Origin of the sequence: Streptomyces sp. NPDC005706 (assembly GCF_040631045.1) — a bacterium.
Classification (GTDB): Bacteria; Actinomycetota; Actinomycetes; order Streptomycetales; family Streptomycetaceae; genus Streptomyces.
On record NZ_JBEXYS010000008.1, the window covers coordinates 130,339 to 145,264 of the forward strand.

At 73.3% G+C, this 14,926-nt stretch carries 10 protein-coding genes and 1 pseudogene; 7 read left to right on the plus strand and 4 right to left on the minus strand.

What is annotated here, in order from left to right:
* Positions 1–125: 125 nt before the first annotated feature.
* Entirely contained in the window at positions 126–1,007 is an 882-nt protein-coding gene (locus ABZ478_RS16935; protein ID WP_359549849.1) for an NmrA/HSCARG family protein, read from the plus strand.
* 9 nt (positions 1,008–1,016) lie between these two features.
* Here ABZ478_RS16935 and ABZ478_RS16940 read toward each other — a convergent pair whose 3' ends face one another.
* From ABZ478_RS16940 to ABZ478_RS16950, 3 genes are all read right to left on the minus strand, one after another.
* Entirely contained in the window at positions 1,017–1,808 is a 792-nt protein-coding gene (locus tag ABZ478_RS16940) for a ribonuclease BN (protein WP_359549852.1), read from the minus strand.
* Between the two features lie 236 nt (positions 1,809–2,044).
* Complete coding sequence (locus tag ABZ478_RS16945) at positions 2,045–2,683, minus strand: hypothetical protein (RefSeq protein ID WP_359549854.1); 639 nt, start codon at positions 2,681–2,683, stop codon at positions 2,045–2,047.
* A gap of 53 nt (positions 2,684–2,736) precedes the next feature.
* Entirely contained in the window at positions 2,737–3,228 is a 492-nt protein-coding gene (locus ABZ478_RS16950) for a peptidylprolyl isomerase (RefSeq protein ID WP_359549856.1), read from the minus strand.
* Between the two features lie 133 nt (positions 3,229–3,361).
* Between ABZ478_RS16950 and ABZ478_RS16955 the strand changes: the two genes are divergently transcribed.
* The 3 genes from ABZ478_RS16955 (at position 3,362) to ABZ478_RS16965 (ending at position 7,385) form a co-directional block, all read left to right on the plus strand.
* Positions 3,362–4,261: a class I SAM-dependent methyltransferase gene (locus ABZ478_RS16955; protein WP_359549858.1), complete on the plus strand. Its 900-nt coding sequence runs from the start codon at positions 3,362–3,364 to the stop codon at positions 4,259–4,261.
* Between the two features lie 69 nt (positions 4,262–4,330).
* Positions 4,331–6,814 carry a helix-turn-helix domain-containing protein gene (locus tag ABZ478_RS16960; protein ID WP_359549860.1) on the plus strand — a complete coding sequence of 828 codons (2,484 nt, stop codon included), beginning with the start codon at positions 4,331–4,333 and terminating at the stop codon, positions 6,812–6,814.
* Positions 6,815–6,827: 13 nt separating this feature from the next.
* Positions 6,828–7,385, plus strand: coding sequence for an XRE family transcriptional regulator (locus tag ABZ478_RS16965; RefSeq protein ID WP_359549863.1), 558 nt, complete (start codon positions 6,828–6,830; stop codon positions 7,383–7,385).
* A gap of 37 nt (positions 7,386–7,422) precedes the next feature.
* On the opposite strand, the pseudogene ABZ478_RS16970 reads toward ABZ478_RS16965, so the two are convergent.
* Positions 7,423–9,251: pseudogene (locus ABZ478_RS16970) on the minus strand (coagulation factor 5/8 type domain-containing protein).
* Positions 9,252–9,547: 296 nt separating this feature from the next.
* Between ABZ478_RS16970 and ABZ478_RS16975 the strand changes: the two are divergent.
* The 3 genes from ABZ478_RS16975 to ABZ478_RS16985 are packed head-to-tail and all read left to right on the plus strand — an operon-like array spanning position 9,548 to position 14,872.
* Positions 9,548–10,615: a DUF1996 domain-containing protein gene (locus tag ABZ478_RS16975; RefSeq protein WP_359549865.1), complete on the plus strand. Its 1,068-nt coding sequence runs from the start codon at positions 9,548–9,550 to the stop codon at positions 10,613–10,615.
* A gap of 29 nt (positions 10,616–10,644) precedes the next feature.
* The gene (locus ABZ478_RS16980) at positions 10,645–12,399 is read left to right on the plus strand and encodes a discoidin domain-containing protein (protein ID WP_359549867.1); all 1,755 of its coding nucleotides are present in this window, start codon (positions 10,645–10,647) and stop codon (positions 12,397–12,399) included.
* A 31-nt stretch (positions 12,400–12,430) separates the two neighbouring features.
* On the plus strand, positions 12,431–14,872 hold the full coding sequence (locus ABZ478_RS16985; RefSeq protein WP_359549868.1) for a glycoside hydrolase family 3 C-terminal domain-containing protein: 2,442 nt from the start codon (positions 12,431–12,433) through the stop codon (positions 14,870–14,872).
* Positions 14,873–14,926: the final 54 nt, after the last annotated feature.

Here is a 14,926-nt window from a genome sequence, read left to right on the forward strand (position 1 = left end):
CTGCGCGACGCAGGAGAACCAAGGTATGTTTCTGCGTGGCGCAACCAGTGTGCCGCGCAGTGTTCGGCATGCGCTGCCCCGCGCCCCGCCCTGAAACCCGACTGCCTTTCCCGAGGAGCCCCGCCATGCTCACCATCGCTGTCACCGGTGCGACCGGCGCCCAGGGCGGTGCCACCGCCCGCGCGCTGCTCACGGCCGGACACCATGTCCGCGCCCTCACCCGGGACCCGGCCGCACCGGCGGCCGAAGCCCTGCGCCGGCTCGGTGCCGACGTCCGCCGCGCCGACTTCGACGACCGCCCCTCCCTGGACGCGGCCCTCGCCGGCGCCGACTCCCTCTTCGCGGTGACGACCCCGTTCGGCACGGACACCACGACCGAGGTGCGCCAGGGCAGGACCCTGCTGTACGCGGCGGCGGACGCCCGTCTCGGGCACATCGTGTTCACCTCGGCGGCGCACGCCGACCGCCGCACGGGCATACCGCACTACGACAGCAAGGCCGAGATCGAGCGCGCCCTGAGGACGACGGGCGTTCCCTGGACGGTCGTCGCCCCGGCGGCCTTCATGGACAACTTCGCCTCCGGCTGGACTCTGGAGGGCCTGCGCGAGAACACCTTCGCCTGGCCCATGGCGGCCGACCGCCCCCTGACGCTCATCCCCGCCGAGGACATCGGCGCCTTCGCGGCCCTGGCGCTGACACGCCGCGCGGAGTTCAGCGGCCGCCGGATCGACATCGCCTCCGACGAACTCACCGCCGCCGGGATCGCCGCGGTCCTGACCGCCGTCACCGGCCTCCCGGTCGGGCACCACGAGGTGCCCCTGGCCCAGGTCCGCACCCATTCGCACGACCTCGCGGCGATGTTCGGGTACTTCGGCACCACCGGCCTCGACGTCGATGTCGCCGCCCTGCGCCGCGCCCATCCCGAGGTCGGCTGGCACACCTTCGCCGACTGGGCCGCCGCCCAGGACTGGCCGGCCCTGCTCACCGCGCCCGCCCGCGCCTCCTGAGCGCGAGCCTCACTCCTCGTGGGACGGCATCCAGTGGTGCTCGCAGAACCAGCGGCCGAACAGGGCGCCCCCGTACACGACGAAGCCCACCCCGATCAGCCAGGACTCGACCACCAGCACCGTCCCCACCGCCCCGTAGTTCAGCGCGTTGGTGACGATGAGCGGGGTGAAGACGAGGTACGAGAAGACGCGCAGCCCGGCCAGGCCCGCGACGGTGGCGATCGCGCCCGGCAGCAGGCGGCGCCAGTTGACCTGCCCGCCCAGCAGGAAGCGCTGGCCCCACCAGAAGAACAGCACCCCGCTCAGCACGGACACCACGATCCGCGCCGTCCCGTGCAGCGCCGGGCGGGTCTGCACCTCCTGGTAGAGGTAGCCGGTCAGCACCACGAGCCAGGTCGCCTGCCGCCACACCCGGTGCCAGGGGCCGGCCGCGAGACCCCAGACGCGCTCGTAGCCGTTCTGCACACTGCCGGCGAACGACACCCCGAACACGGCCAGCAGCACCAGGCTCAGCACACTGGTGGTGCCGATGACCTTGCGCGGCGGACTGATGATGCCGGTGAGCGCGTCGGCGGACTGGCCGGACAGGCCCATGCCGTCGGTGAGCCAGGACGCGAAACCGCCCCGGACCAGCGGATCGCCGGCGGCGACCACGATGAGCAGCGGAGCGAGCGTCACCAGGGACAGCGTGGCGAACCCCATCGCCCGGTGCATCAGTTCCAGATCCCGCCCGCGGCGGAACAGCGCGCGCACACCGAGCCACTGCCACGCGCGGTGGAGGCCGCGCCGCCACTGCCTCACGGGTCCCTCCCGTGCTCGCCGCACCCGGGCTCGTCGCCGACGGCCGTGATGTCGCCCCTGGAGCGGGCGGCACCGGTCGAGCCCCTGGTGCCATGATCCGACGAACGGAGCCGGTCCGCTCGGTCCCCTCTGGTGGGCGGCACGCTCGGCTCAGGCTGCCGGGTCCCCGTGGCCGAGGGGAATACACCGGGCGGACGGCGCCGGGAGCCCTGGACCCGGCGGTTCCGCGGGCGTCGTCAGCCGTGTGTCTCCCGCACCGTGGTGGTCACGCGTACGAGGGAGGGCCGGCGGGGAGTGGAGCCGAAACCGAAGCGCACGGGCGGTGCGACCGGCGCGAGAGTGCCCAGCTCCTGGCCCTCGAACGTGGCCGTCGCCGAGGTCAGGGCGCGCAGATCACGGGCCCCGTACCACTCGCGTCTGCCCCCGCCGGCGCTCCCGCGCGTGCGTACGCCCATCAGCAGGTGGGCGAGCGGATCGGTCACCGCCGTCCAGGCGGGTGACGCGGCCAGCGCACCCGGTACGGCCCTCAGCAGCAGCCCGGTCGCTCCGCGCCGCCCGACGGTGAAACGCAGCCGGAGCAGCGGTCCGGCCTCGACCGTCCAGCAGCGGTCGTCGTCGTGCACCCGTACGGGCGCGACCCGCACCTCGTCGAAGGTGTAGGTACTGCTGATGAACCGCGCCGTCCGCGAGGTGGGGGCCAGCAGCAGCCGGTGGCCGTCGGCCCGTTCGAGCATCACGTCGCTGAACGGGCCGAAGGGCGAGCGGACCCAGTGCCCGACCACCAGACGGGTCCCGGACGACGTCCCGACCCCCGCGATCCAGCCGTCGAAGCGCAGCGGAGCGGGCCGGGCCCGGTTCCGGGCGCGGCCGCTCATCGGCGCGGGCCGGGCGGGGGCGGCGTCATCGGACGGGTCCGTCCCGGCGTCCGCTAGACCGTGCCGCTCTCGGCGATCGTGACCTTCGCGCTCGGCGTGCCGCTGCGGCTGCCGAGCGACTCGATGCGCTTCACCAGGTCCTGGCCCTCGACGACCTCACCGAAGACGACGTGCTTGCCGTCGAGCCAGTCGGTGACGATCGTGGTGACGAAGAACTGCGAGCCATTGGTGTTCCGGCCCGCGTTCGCCATGCTCAGCAGGTACGGACGGTCGTGCTTCAGGTCGAAGTTCTCGTCCTCGAACTTCTCGCCGTAGATGCTCTTGCCACCGGTGCCGTTGCCCCGGGTGAAGTCGCCGCCCTGCAGCATGAACTGCGGGATGACGCGGTGGAACGAGGAACCGGCGTAGCCGAAGCCGTTCTGGCCGGTGGCCAGCTCGCGGAAGTTCCTGGCGGTCTTGGGGACCACGTCGTCGAACAGCTTGAAGACGATCCGGCCGGCCGGCTCGTCGTTGATCGTGATGTCGAAGTACACGTTGTCACTCATGGCGATCAACCTACCGTCGAGCGGCGTCCCGGCGCGCGGAAGGGTCCGCCTGGACGCCGGTGTCGTAGCCGGCGGCCGAGGCGACTCGGACTGCCGGCGCCTCAGGGAACCCTACCGGAACACGCGCCGTGGCATGATCGCCCCGGACGGATCCGGTGGGGGAGAGGAGGCCGTCGTGGCCGAGGGCTGGACCTGGGACGAGACCCTGTTCGCCGGCACGGCGGTCCACTACGAGCGGGGCCGGCTGCCCTACGCCCCGGCCCTGGTGCCGCGGCTGGCCGAGGTGCTCGCACTGGACGGGACCGGACGGCTCCTGGACGTGGGATGCGGGCCCGGCACGCTGACGCTGCCCCTGTCGCACCTGTTCGCCGAGGTGGTCGGCGTGGACCCCGACCCCGGGATGATCGCCGAGGCCGCACGCCGGGCCGCCGGCGGGGAGGCGGCCGGAAAGGTCCGGTGGGTACGGCTGCGGGCCGAGGGCCTGCCGGGGGGCCTCGGGACGTTCACCGTCGCGGCCTTCGCCCAGTCCTTCCACTGGATGGACCGCGACCCGGTGGCGGCCGCCGTGCACCGGATGCTCGTGCCAGGCGGGGCCCTGCTGCACGTGTCGGACATGAAGAGCGAACGGCGTGGCGTCGAGGGCCTGCCGTATCCGGCGGTGCCCTACCCGGCCGTCGTCGAACTGGTCAAGGAGTACCTGGGCCCGGTCCGCCGAGCCGGGCGCGGGGTGCTGCCGCGCGGCACTCCCAGCGGTGAGGCGGCGGTGCTGGCCCGGGCCGGGTTCCTCGGGCCCGAACGGCATGTGGTGCCCGGCGGGCAGGCGCTGGAACGCGAGGTGGACGACGTCGTCGCCTGGGTCCTCTCCCTGTCGTCCTCGGCTCCGGGGCTCTTCGGCGAGCGCCTCGGAGCCTTCGAGGCCGACCTGCGCGGGCTGCTGTGGTCCCGGTCTCGCGAAGGGCGCTTCTCCGCGCGTGTACCCGGTACCGAGGTCTTCGTCTGGCGCACGCCAGGATCGGGCCGGCCCTCCCGATGAACGCGCCATGCACGCGGTTCGTACGCGAAACGTGCGCTTGACGCTAGGGTTCGGGGTAGGAGGTGCCGCATGTCCGAGCTGTTCGACGCCATCGACGCACTGGTCGCGTCCCGGGCTCCGCTGCCGCCGCCGGCCGAACGCAGGAGGCTGCGCCAGGCCCACGGCCTCACGCTGGACGAGGTGGCCACCGCGCTGCGGGTACGGCGTGCGACCGTCAGCGGCTGGGAAGCGGGCCGGACCGAACCCCGCCCCCCGGAACGCGACGCCTACGCCCGCCTGCTGAGGCAACTCGCCGAGCTCTACCCCGCCGACACCGCGGACACCGGGGGGCTCGCGGGCGCCGCGGGGGCCGCGGATGCCGGGGGGACGGAGGGTGCTGCCGGGACCGGGCGCGCGGATGCCGGGAGGCCGGGGGGTGCTGCCGGGACCGGGCCCACGGATGCCGGCGGGCCCGAGGGCGCCGCCGATCGCGGGGCCGACGCCTCGCCGGGCCACACCGGTGGGCCTGCGCCCGCCGCCACCGCCGCCGGGGCGAGGGCAACTGCCTCAACGCCTCGACCCGCCGCTGGTCATGAGGCCGCTGCCGAGTCCGACACCGTCGTCAGCCCCGATTCCGCCGCCGCTCCCGCTCCCGCTCCCGTCCCCCGTACCGCCCCGGCGCCCGAGTCCGCCGAGCCCCGCCGGCCCGGCGGCCCGGCCCCCGCGTCCCGTGCCACCGGCGTGCCCCGGCCGGCCGGGGGTGCGCCCCGGCCACCGGTGCCGGGGAGCGGGGCGGCGACGCGTCCCGGGGTGAAGAAGGAAGCACGCTCCGCGTCCGGCGCCGATCCCTTCGCGCACGGGCCGCTGCTCGTGATCGATGCCGGTGAGGACCGGCAGGTGACCGGATACGGGGTCGGGGGCCTCGTCGTCGACGTGCCCGCCAAGTCGCTGCCCGCGCTGGTCGAATGGACGCTGGCGGAGGCCCGGCTCGGGGCCGCGCGGCTGCACGGCTCGGGCAAGGACGCCGACCCGCTCCTGGTGCTCACCGAGGCCGCGTGCCGGCGCTACGGGTTGCCGGGGACGCTGTCCCAGGAGGAGCGGCTCGCCGGGCGCCTCCCGGACGGGCACAAGGTGCTCGGGCAGCTCGACCGCGCCGACTGGCGGCTCACCAAACGGGGTTTCGGCCCCTGGGCGCGGATCTACCGCCCCGCTAAGGGCGGCCGCAGGCAGTGCGTGCAGCTCTGCCTGCCGTCCTGGGGCTCGCTCGACCCCCGGTCCTGGCGCCACGCCGCCGAGCTCGAACCGGCGGAACTGGCCCGGGTCCTCGGCACCTACGCGCGGCGGGTGATGACACCGCGCGGCTCCACCGCCGTGACCGGCCTGGAGCTGATGACCGCGCTGAACCCGCCCACCCGGGCGAGTGAACCCGACGCGCACGGCAGGCGGCACAAGGAGCACCGGCCCGGCTCGCTCGGCGAGGACCCCGTCGACTGCGCGCCGTGCGAGGCGCCCGACGGGCATCCGCTGCTCGCCGGGCTGCCCCGATTCCACCAGCGCGGCCCCGACGAGATGCTGTTCGAGGAGGCGTACGACTGGGCCCGTGAGCTGACCGACGACGAGTGCATGCGACGCCACCTGGTCGGCATCGACGTCAACCTCGCCTTCGGCGCCGCCGCCAACGGCGCGGTCGTCGGACTCGCGGCGCCCCCCGTGCACGTCACCGACCCGGAGTTCGACCCCGCGCTGCCCGGCTCCTGGCTGGTCGACCTCTCGCACGTCGACCTCTCCCACGTCCTGGTGGCCAGGCAGTGGCGGCGGCTGGAGGGCGAGTTGCTGCCCAGCCCCTTCACACCGTCCGGCGAACGCCCGTCCGGCCCCGCCTGGTACGCCACGCCGACCGTGGCGTACGCGGTGGAACTCGGCTACGAAGTCGCCCCGCTCGAAGCCTGGGTGCGCCACGACAAGGGCAGATTCCTGGACGCCTGGTACAAGCGGCTCCGGGACGCCTACGTCGCCACCATGGCGGACCTGGGCGTGACCGAGAAGCTGCCCCCGGAGCGGTTCCTGTCCGCGATGGACGGCTGCAAGGAGCACGACCCGGAGCTGGCCATCGTCCTGGACGCCGTCAAGTCCACCGTGAAGGGCGGCATCGGCAAGCTGCGCGAGCGGGCGCGCGGCGGCGGCTGGAAACCGGGACAGGCGTGGCCCGCCCTCGCACGGCCCACCTGGCGCCCCGACATCCGCGCCGCCGTCATCTCCCGCGCCCGCGTCAACATGCACCGCAAGATGCTCGCCCTGGCCGCGGCCACCGGACGCTACCCGGTGGCGGTCCTGTCCGACTGCGCCGTGTACGCGGCCGACGGCCCCTCACCGCTGGACGTCCTGCCCTACGACGCCGACGGGAAGACCGTGCCCGGCGGCTTCCGGCTCGGGGTGTCCCCGGGCATGGTCAAGCACGAGGGCACCCGGACCACCCTGTGGGCGGAGGAAGTACGCGAGAAGTACGGCGCGAACCTCAACCTCGCCCGCTACATCAAAACGGGCGAGGTAACCGCCCACGACGACGGAGAGTAGGGGAGGGGAACCGATGGAGACGGTCGGGGAAGGGCTCGACAAGGCGGTGCGCGGCGCGTTCACCCGCCCCCTCCCCAAGTCCGCTGGGGCCAGGATGCGTTACCTGGTCCGGCAGCACCGGGGCAGCACCGGACGGGTCGCCGAACTGCTCGGCATCAGCCGGCGCACCGTCGAACGGTATGTGAAGGACCAGATCCGGCATCCGAGGCCGGGCCTCGCGCAGCGCATGGAGCGCGAGGTCGCCAGGCGCTGGCAGCCCCAGATCCGCGCCAGGGCGAGGCGGACCGCGGCCACCAGCACCGGCATCGTCATCGACACCCGCGCGCGGTTCGGGTACACGGCCGCCCCCGGCTCGACGGACGACGCCCGGCTGCGCCACCTCACCCTGGCCCTGCCCCCGCGGCACGCCGCCCGCCTCTTCGAGGCGCAGGAGGCGGGGGCCGGCGAGGACCGGCTGCGGGAGATCGCCGCGGAGGCACTGGGCGAGGTCTACTTCCGCGACAGCGGCCGCCGCGCCCACGGCCTCGAGGTGGAGTTCACCGACCTCGAACACGTGGAGTTCGACCTGTAGCCCAGCCCGCCGCCGCGCGCCGAGGCCCGCCGGGGTCCTAGGGGTACGAGACCACCGTGGACGGTGTCGTCGACGTGCCCGAGGTCGGGGCCCCCGTCTCGTTGATGACGTGCTCGTACTGCCCGTTGCCGCCGAGCGAGACGACCAGCAGGTCGTGGAACTTCACGCCGGGCCGGTTCGGCGCGGAGAAGCCGTGGTGCTGCACGATGCCCGGGTCGACGTTGTAGTAGCAGTAGCTGCCCAGGCCCCAGCCCTCGTGCGCGGTGACGTTGTCGCCGACCTTGTAGGCCGCGTAGCCCTTGATGCTGCCGTTCTGCACGGCGGCCTGGTTCGGGGCGTCGTACGCCTTCTCGTTCTGGAAGAAGACCGTGCGGCCCCGCTGGCCGTTCCACTGCACGTCGTACTTGTTGAAGTGCTCCACGAACAACCCCGTGCAGAGCACGTCGTCGCCGTTGACCACCACGCCGTAGTCGGCGCGGTTGGTCTCCCACCCGACGCCGGTGCCGTGGTCGGCGCGCCACACCCAGGTGTGGTCGACGATGGTGTGCCGGTTGTTGATCACCATGCTGGTGGTCGCCTTGCCGGCCCCCGCGCCGCCGATGCGCACGAAGACGTCCTGCACCGTGGTCGGGTTGGCCGAGTGGTCCTTGGCGGCACCCGCCGGACCGATCTCCAGCAGCGACCGGGAGTTGACCGGCCCAGCGTCGACGAGGAACCCGGCGAGCCGTACACCGTCGACGTCGGCGACCTTCACGGCCGTGCTCCCGTTGTCGGGCACGATCGTGGCGTAACCGAGGCCCAGGACCACGGTGTTGGGTCGGTCGACCTGAATCGGCCGGTCCACGTGGTAGACGCCGGGCGTCAGCAGCAGGTGCAGGCCCTGCGCGAGCGCCTGGTTGAGGGTGGCCGCGCTGACGCCCGGCTTGGCGACGTAGAACCGCGACAGCGGCACGCTCGTGCCCCTCGGCGTGCCGTTGCCCCAGGTCACCCCGCGGGCGTTCGTCCGCTTCTCCGGCAGGAAGACCCGGAACTCGCTGCCGCTGACGTACAGGAACGGCTTCTCGCGGGAGACCGGGGTGGTGTCCAGCGTGGTGTACACCGGGTTCGGGAAGCCCTGTGCCGGGGCGCCCTGGACGCCGGAGAACACCAGTTCCACACGCCGTTGAGCCAGCTCCCGATGACGCTGTCGCGGGTGTACCACTGCTGCTGCGAGTAGGGCCCGACCTGGCCGTCGATCCGGCTGTCCGCGATGTAGCCGCCGCTCGCCCAGCCGTAGCCGGACGGCGCGAGGTTGAGCCCGCCCCGTACGTGCATCCGGCGGAACGGCGCCGCCTGGGCGACCGCCCACCGGTTGGTGCCGTTCACGGGGACCAGGGCCAGGTTCTCCGCCGAACGCCAGAAGTTCTGCGTGGCGTTGCCGTCGAACCAGCCCGCGTCGACCGTCACGTCACCGTTGATGGTCGTGTCGTCGGGGGACAGACCCAGGCCCGCGATGGAGGTGTAGAAGCCGAGCTGGGCGTTGAGGCCGTTGTACGTGCCGGGCTTGAACAGCAGCGCGTAGCGGCCGGTGCCGAACTGGGCCGACTCCTGCTTCGCGAAGACCTCGTTCAGCTTGGCCTGTATGCCGGGCGTCGCCGGGTCGAAGACGAGCACGTTCGGGCCGAGGTCGCCGCCACCGGGCAGGGCGCGCGGGGACCTGCGGCGCCCGGTCGCGGCGCCGGCCGGGGCGGCCGCACCGGCCAGCACCGGGACGGCCGCGGCCGCGGCGCCCAGAACGGTACGGCGGCCCACGGACGGCGAGGACGGCGAGGACGGCGAGGACGGCGAAGAAGGGGAGGTGGGGGAGGTGGGGGAGGAGGGGGGCATGCGCGGCTCTCCTGGTTCAGGAAGTGAACGATGCGGGGCATGGGAGCGCTCTCTCGACGTTGGATGCTTCATTGGCGTGAACGATGCGTCAAGAGTTACGACGGGATTTCCCCACAAGGCCGCTGAGCGACCGTCACATTCCCACCCATGCCTTCGAGAAGTGAGCGAACGGGCATCGCGGATCCTTTGGTCGATCCCCTTGACACCTCTCGTCACCGCCCCAACACTCCAGCGGTGGGAGAGCGCTCTCCCGATCCGTACGACCGTCAGCCCCCACCTCCCTCCGAGGAGTCCGTATGTCACGGAGATCGAAGGTCCTCTCGGGCGCGCTCATCACCTCCGCCCTGCTGCTGACCCCGCTCGGCCTCGGCGGAGTCGCCGCGTCCTCCACGCCGTCCGCGGCCGTCGTGCACACCGGCCACACCATGGCGCTGTCCACCGCGTCCTCGCCCGAGGACCCCGACGGGGACGGCTACATCCCGGCCAACCCCCCGGTCACCGGCGGCACCCCGTCGACGCAGAACCCCCCGCACCGCTACTTCCACGAGTTCCAGGCCAACTGCTCCGTCAGCCACACCAGGCCGGACGACCCGATCGTCCATCCGCAGCAGCCCGGCAAGTCCCACGACCACACGTTCATGGGCAACACCACCACGAACGCGAGCAGTACCACCGCGACCCTGAGCGCGGGCGGCACCACCTGCAAGGCCCCCGGTGACCGCTCCGGCTACTGGATGCCCACCCTCTACAACGGGGACAAGCCGGTCCTGCCGGTCGGACCACAGGTCATCTACTACAAGGCCGGCGTCACCGACTACACCAGCGTCCGGCCCTTCCCCAAGGGGCTGCGGTTCGTCGTCGGCAGCCCCATGCAGAGCGCCGACGAGTTCCGCCGCCACCCCGGCTTCGTCGAGGGCTGGGAGTGCGGTGACAGCTTCTTCAACACCGAGTTCCCGGCGAGCTGCCCCTCCCGGCCCGACGTCCAGCTCAACATCCGCTTCCAGGCACCCAGTTGCTGGGACGGCAGGTACCTGGACACTCCCGACCACAAGAGCCACATGGCCTACCCGGTGGTGAAGCCCGGCACCAACGACAACATCTGCCCCGCCGGCCATCCGGTGGCGCTGCCGATGATCGAGTTCAAGACGGCGTTCCCGGTCAACGGCGACATGTCGAAGGTGCGGCTGGCCAGCGGCCTGGGCCACAGCTTCCACTACGACTTCTTCAACGCCTGGGACGACCGCACGCTCAAGGCGCTGGTCGACCACTGCGTCGTCGGCGGACTCCAGTGCGATGCCCGCGGCTACGACGAGACGCACCCGGAAGCGGGCGCGGCCCTCGGCACCGACTACCGCCTCCCCTGATCCCCCCTCACACCGGAAGACCCCACACCATGACCCCACCACCCCGCACCCGCGCGCGCCGCCTGGCCGCGCCCCTCACCGCCGGCGTGCTGACCGTCGGCGCCCTCACCGCACTGCCCGCCCCACAGGCCCACGCGGCCGGCAGCGTCGTCAAGGTGACCGGCGCCCAGGGCGACTGGCAGCTCACCGTCGACGGCAAGCCGTACCAGATCAAGGGCCTCACCTGGGGGCCGTCCATCGCCGACGCCGACAGGTACATGCCCGACCTGAAGTCGATGGGCGTCAATACCATCCGCACCTGGGGCACCGACGCCTCCAGCAAGCCGCTGTTCGACTCCGCCGCCGCGCACGGCGTCAAGGTCATCGCCGGGTTCTGGCTGCAGCCCGGCGGTGGACCGGGCAGCGGCGGCTGCGTGAACTACCGGACGGACACCGCCTACAAGAACCAGATGCTGGACGAGTTCCCCAAGTGGGTCCAGACCTACAAGGACAACCCCGGCGTCCTCATGTGGGACGTCGGCAACGAGTCGGTGCTCGGCCTGCAGAACTGCTACGGCGGAGCCGAGTTGGAACGGCAGCGCGACGCCTACACCTCCTTCGTGAACGACGTGGCGAAACGGATCCACGCCGTCGACCCCGGCCACCCGGTGACCTCCACCGACGCCTGGGTCGGCGCCTGGCCGTACTTCAAGAAGAACGCACCCGACCTCGACCTGTACGCCGTCAACTCCTACAACGCGGTCTGCGACGTCAGATCCGCCTGGGAGAAGGGTGGTTACACCAAGCCGTACATCATCACCGAGACCGGGCCGGCCGGTGAGTGGGAGGTGCCCGACGACGCCAACGGGGTGCCCCTGGAGCCGGGCGACCGCGCCAAGGCCGACGGGTACACCCGGGCCTGGGGCTGCGTCACCGGGCACCGGGGAGTCGCCCTCGGCGCCACGATGTTCCACTACGGCACCGAGTACGACTTCGGCGGCATCTGGTTCAACCTGCTGCCCGCCGGCCAGAAGCGGCTGTCGTACTACGCGGTCAAGCGGGCCTACGGCGGCGACACCTCCCACGACAACACCCCGCCGGCCGTCTCCGATTTCACCGTCGAGGGCGACGCGGGCCGGGTGCAGGCGGGCCGCGACCTGACCCTCGCCGTCCGGGCCACCGACCCGGACGGGGACGCGCTCTCCTACGAGGTCCTGGACAACAGCATGTACATCGACAAGGGCAAGGACCTCACCCCGCTGCCCCTCACCGATCTCGGCGGCGGCCGCCTCAGGGTCACCGCGCCCGACCGCCCCGGCGTATGGAAGGTGTACGTCAAGGTGACCGACGGCCACGGCAACGTCGGCGTCGAGACCCGGTCCGTCCGGGTCGTCCCGCCCACCCCGAGCGGCACGAACCTCGCCCTCGGCAGGCCCGCCACCGCCTCCTCGTACCAGCCGGGTTACGGCGACTGCCCGTGCCCGACCGCCAACGCCGTCGACGGGAACCAGAACACCCGCTGGGCGAGCGACTGGAGCGATCCGCAGTGGCTCCAGGTCGACCTCGGCGCCCGCACCGCGTTCCGGCACGTCCAGTTGGTCTGGGAGGCCTCGTACGCGAAGGCGTACACCGTGCGGACCTCGGACGACGGGCAGAACTGGCGCACCGTGCGCACCGTGACGGACGGCAACGGCGGCGTGGACGACTTCGACGTCACCGGAACCGGCCGTTACGTGCGCGTCAACGGCACCGCGCGCGGCACCGGCTACGGCTACTCGCTGTACGAGTTCGGCGTCTACGGCTGACCCGGGCGGCCGGCGGAAGAAAGGGGTGGGAATGGCCGACGAGGACGAACTCGACCGGCTGCTCGACAAGCTGACCCTGCGGACCGCGGTCCGTCTGCTGACCGGCGCCACCACCTGGCGCACGGCGGCCGAACCCGCGGTGGGACTGGGCCAGTTGGTACTGTCGGACGGCCCGGCGGGGGTACGCGGGGAGGGCTGGGACGAGCGCGACACCTCCGTCCTGCTGCCCTCGGCCACCGCGCTCGCCGCCACCTGGGACGAACCGCTGGTCGAGGAACTCGGCGGCCTCCTCGCCTCGGAGGCCCGGCGCAAGGGCGTGCACGTCGTCCTCGCCCCGAACCTCAACCTGCACCGCAGCCCCCTGGCCGGGCGGCACTTCGAGTGCTTCTCGGAGGACCCGCTGCTGACCGCCCGGACCGGGGCCGCCCTGATCCGCGGCATCCAGGCACACGGAGTCGCCGCCACGGCCAAGCACTTCGTGGCGAACGACGCCGAGACGGACCGGCTGACCGCCGACGCGTCGATCGACGAGCGGACGCTGCGCGAGGTCCACCTCGCCCCGTTCGAGGCGGCGGTGGCGGCGGGCGTCCGGCTGGTGATGGCCGGGTACAACCGAGTGAACGGCACCACCATGACCGCGCACGAACTCCTGACCACACCGCTGAAGGACGAGTGGGGGTTCGACGGCGTCGTCGTCTCCGACTGGGGCGCGGTGCGCGGCACCCTGGACACCGCCCGCGCCGGTCTCGACCTCCAGATGCCCGGCCCGGCGGGGGAGTGGGGCGAGTCGCTGGCGCGGGCCGTGGCGGCGGGCGAGGTCGAGGAGCGGGCCGTGACCGGCAAGGTGCGCCGGCTGCTGCGTCTCGCCGCCTGGTGCGGCGTCCTCGGCGGCCCGGACCGCCCGGCCCGGCCGCTGCCGCGGTCCCGGCAGGCGCGGGTCCTGGCCCGGCGGGCGGTCGCGGCCGGAGCCGTACTGCTGACCAACCGGGGCGTCCTGCCCCTGGACCCGGGACGCCTCGGCACGGTCGCCGTCATCGGCGCTCCCGCGGCCCGCACCCGCACCCAGGGCGGCGGCAGCGCCGGCGTCTTCCCCCAGGACGAGGTCCCACTGCTGGACGGCATCCGGGCCGGTCTGCGCGGCCGGGCCCGCGTCGTCCACGTACCCGGACCGGCCCCGGACGGGCCGCCCCCGCCCCTGGACATGACGCTCGCCGCCGACCCGCGCACCGCCACGCCCGGTGTGCTGCTCCGCGTCCTGGACGCCTCCGGTGCCGAGCTGTACGCCGGGCACCGGCGCGGCGGACGGCAGCTGGAGCCACCACTGCCACCCGGCGCGCACACCGTGGAGATCAGCGCGCGGCTGCACCCCCGCACCTCCGGTTCATGGCGGATCGGCATCGCCGGATTCGGCCGCCTCAGGCTGCACCTCGACGGACTCCCGCTGCTGGACGGCGAGTTCGCCGCCACGACCGACGACCCGGCCGTCATCCACGTGAATCCGCCCACCCAGGTCGTCACGACGCGACTGACCCGCGGTACGACTCCGTTGCTGGTCGCCCGCCGGGAACTCGCCCCCGGCACCGGCCGGGCCACCGTCGTCGGCGCCGAACCCCCCGCGCCGGGCGCCGCCGAGGCCCTCGCGGCCGCGTCCCGGGCGGCGCGCGCGGCGGACGTGGCGGTGGTGGTGGTCGGCACCGGCGAGCAGCAGGAGTCCGAGGGGCGCGACCGCACGCACCTCGGGCTCGGCCCGGAACAGGACGCCCTGGTCCGCGCGGTCGCCCGGGCCAACCCGCGCACGGTGGCCGTGGTCAACAGCGGCGGCCCGGTGGAACTGCCCTGGCGGGACGAGGTCGGCGCGCTGCTGCTCGCCTGGTTCCCCGGCCAGGAGGCCGGTGGTGGCCTGGCCGACGTACTGCTCGGCCGGACCGAGCCGGGCGGGCGGCTGCCCACCACCTGGCCCGCCGCGCTCACCGACGCCCCCGTCACCCGCACCCGGCCGGACGCCGGCCGCTTCTCCTACGACGAGGGCGTGCACGTCGGCCACCGCGGCTGGCTCCGCGCCCGGCGCACCCCCGCGTACTGGTTCGGGCACGGACTCGGCTACACCACCTGGGAGTACGAGGAACTGTCGGGCCCGCAGCGGACGCCGGCCGGGGCGGACCTCACCGTACGGGTGCGGCTGCGCAACACCGGCACGCGCGCCGGACGGGAGGTCGTGCAGATCTACCTCGCCCGCTCCCGCCCGACCACCGTCGGCCACCCGGAACGATGGCTCGCCGGCTGGACGGCGGTACGGGCCCGGCCCGGGGAGAGCGCCGTCGCGCAGGTGCGGATCCCGGCGCGCGCCCTGTGCCACTGGGACGTCCGCGCGAAGGCCTGGCGGACGGAACCCGGACCCTGCCGGATACTCGCCGGACGTTCGGCGGGAGACCTGCCCCTGAGCCTGGAGGTGGACGTGCCCGACCGGCCCTGAGCACCCGCGCTGTGGCATGGAGAGCGCTCTACCCGCGCGGGCCGCCGGGCCGTT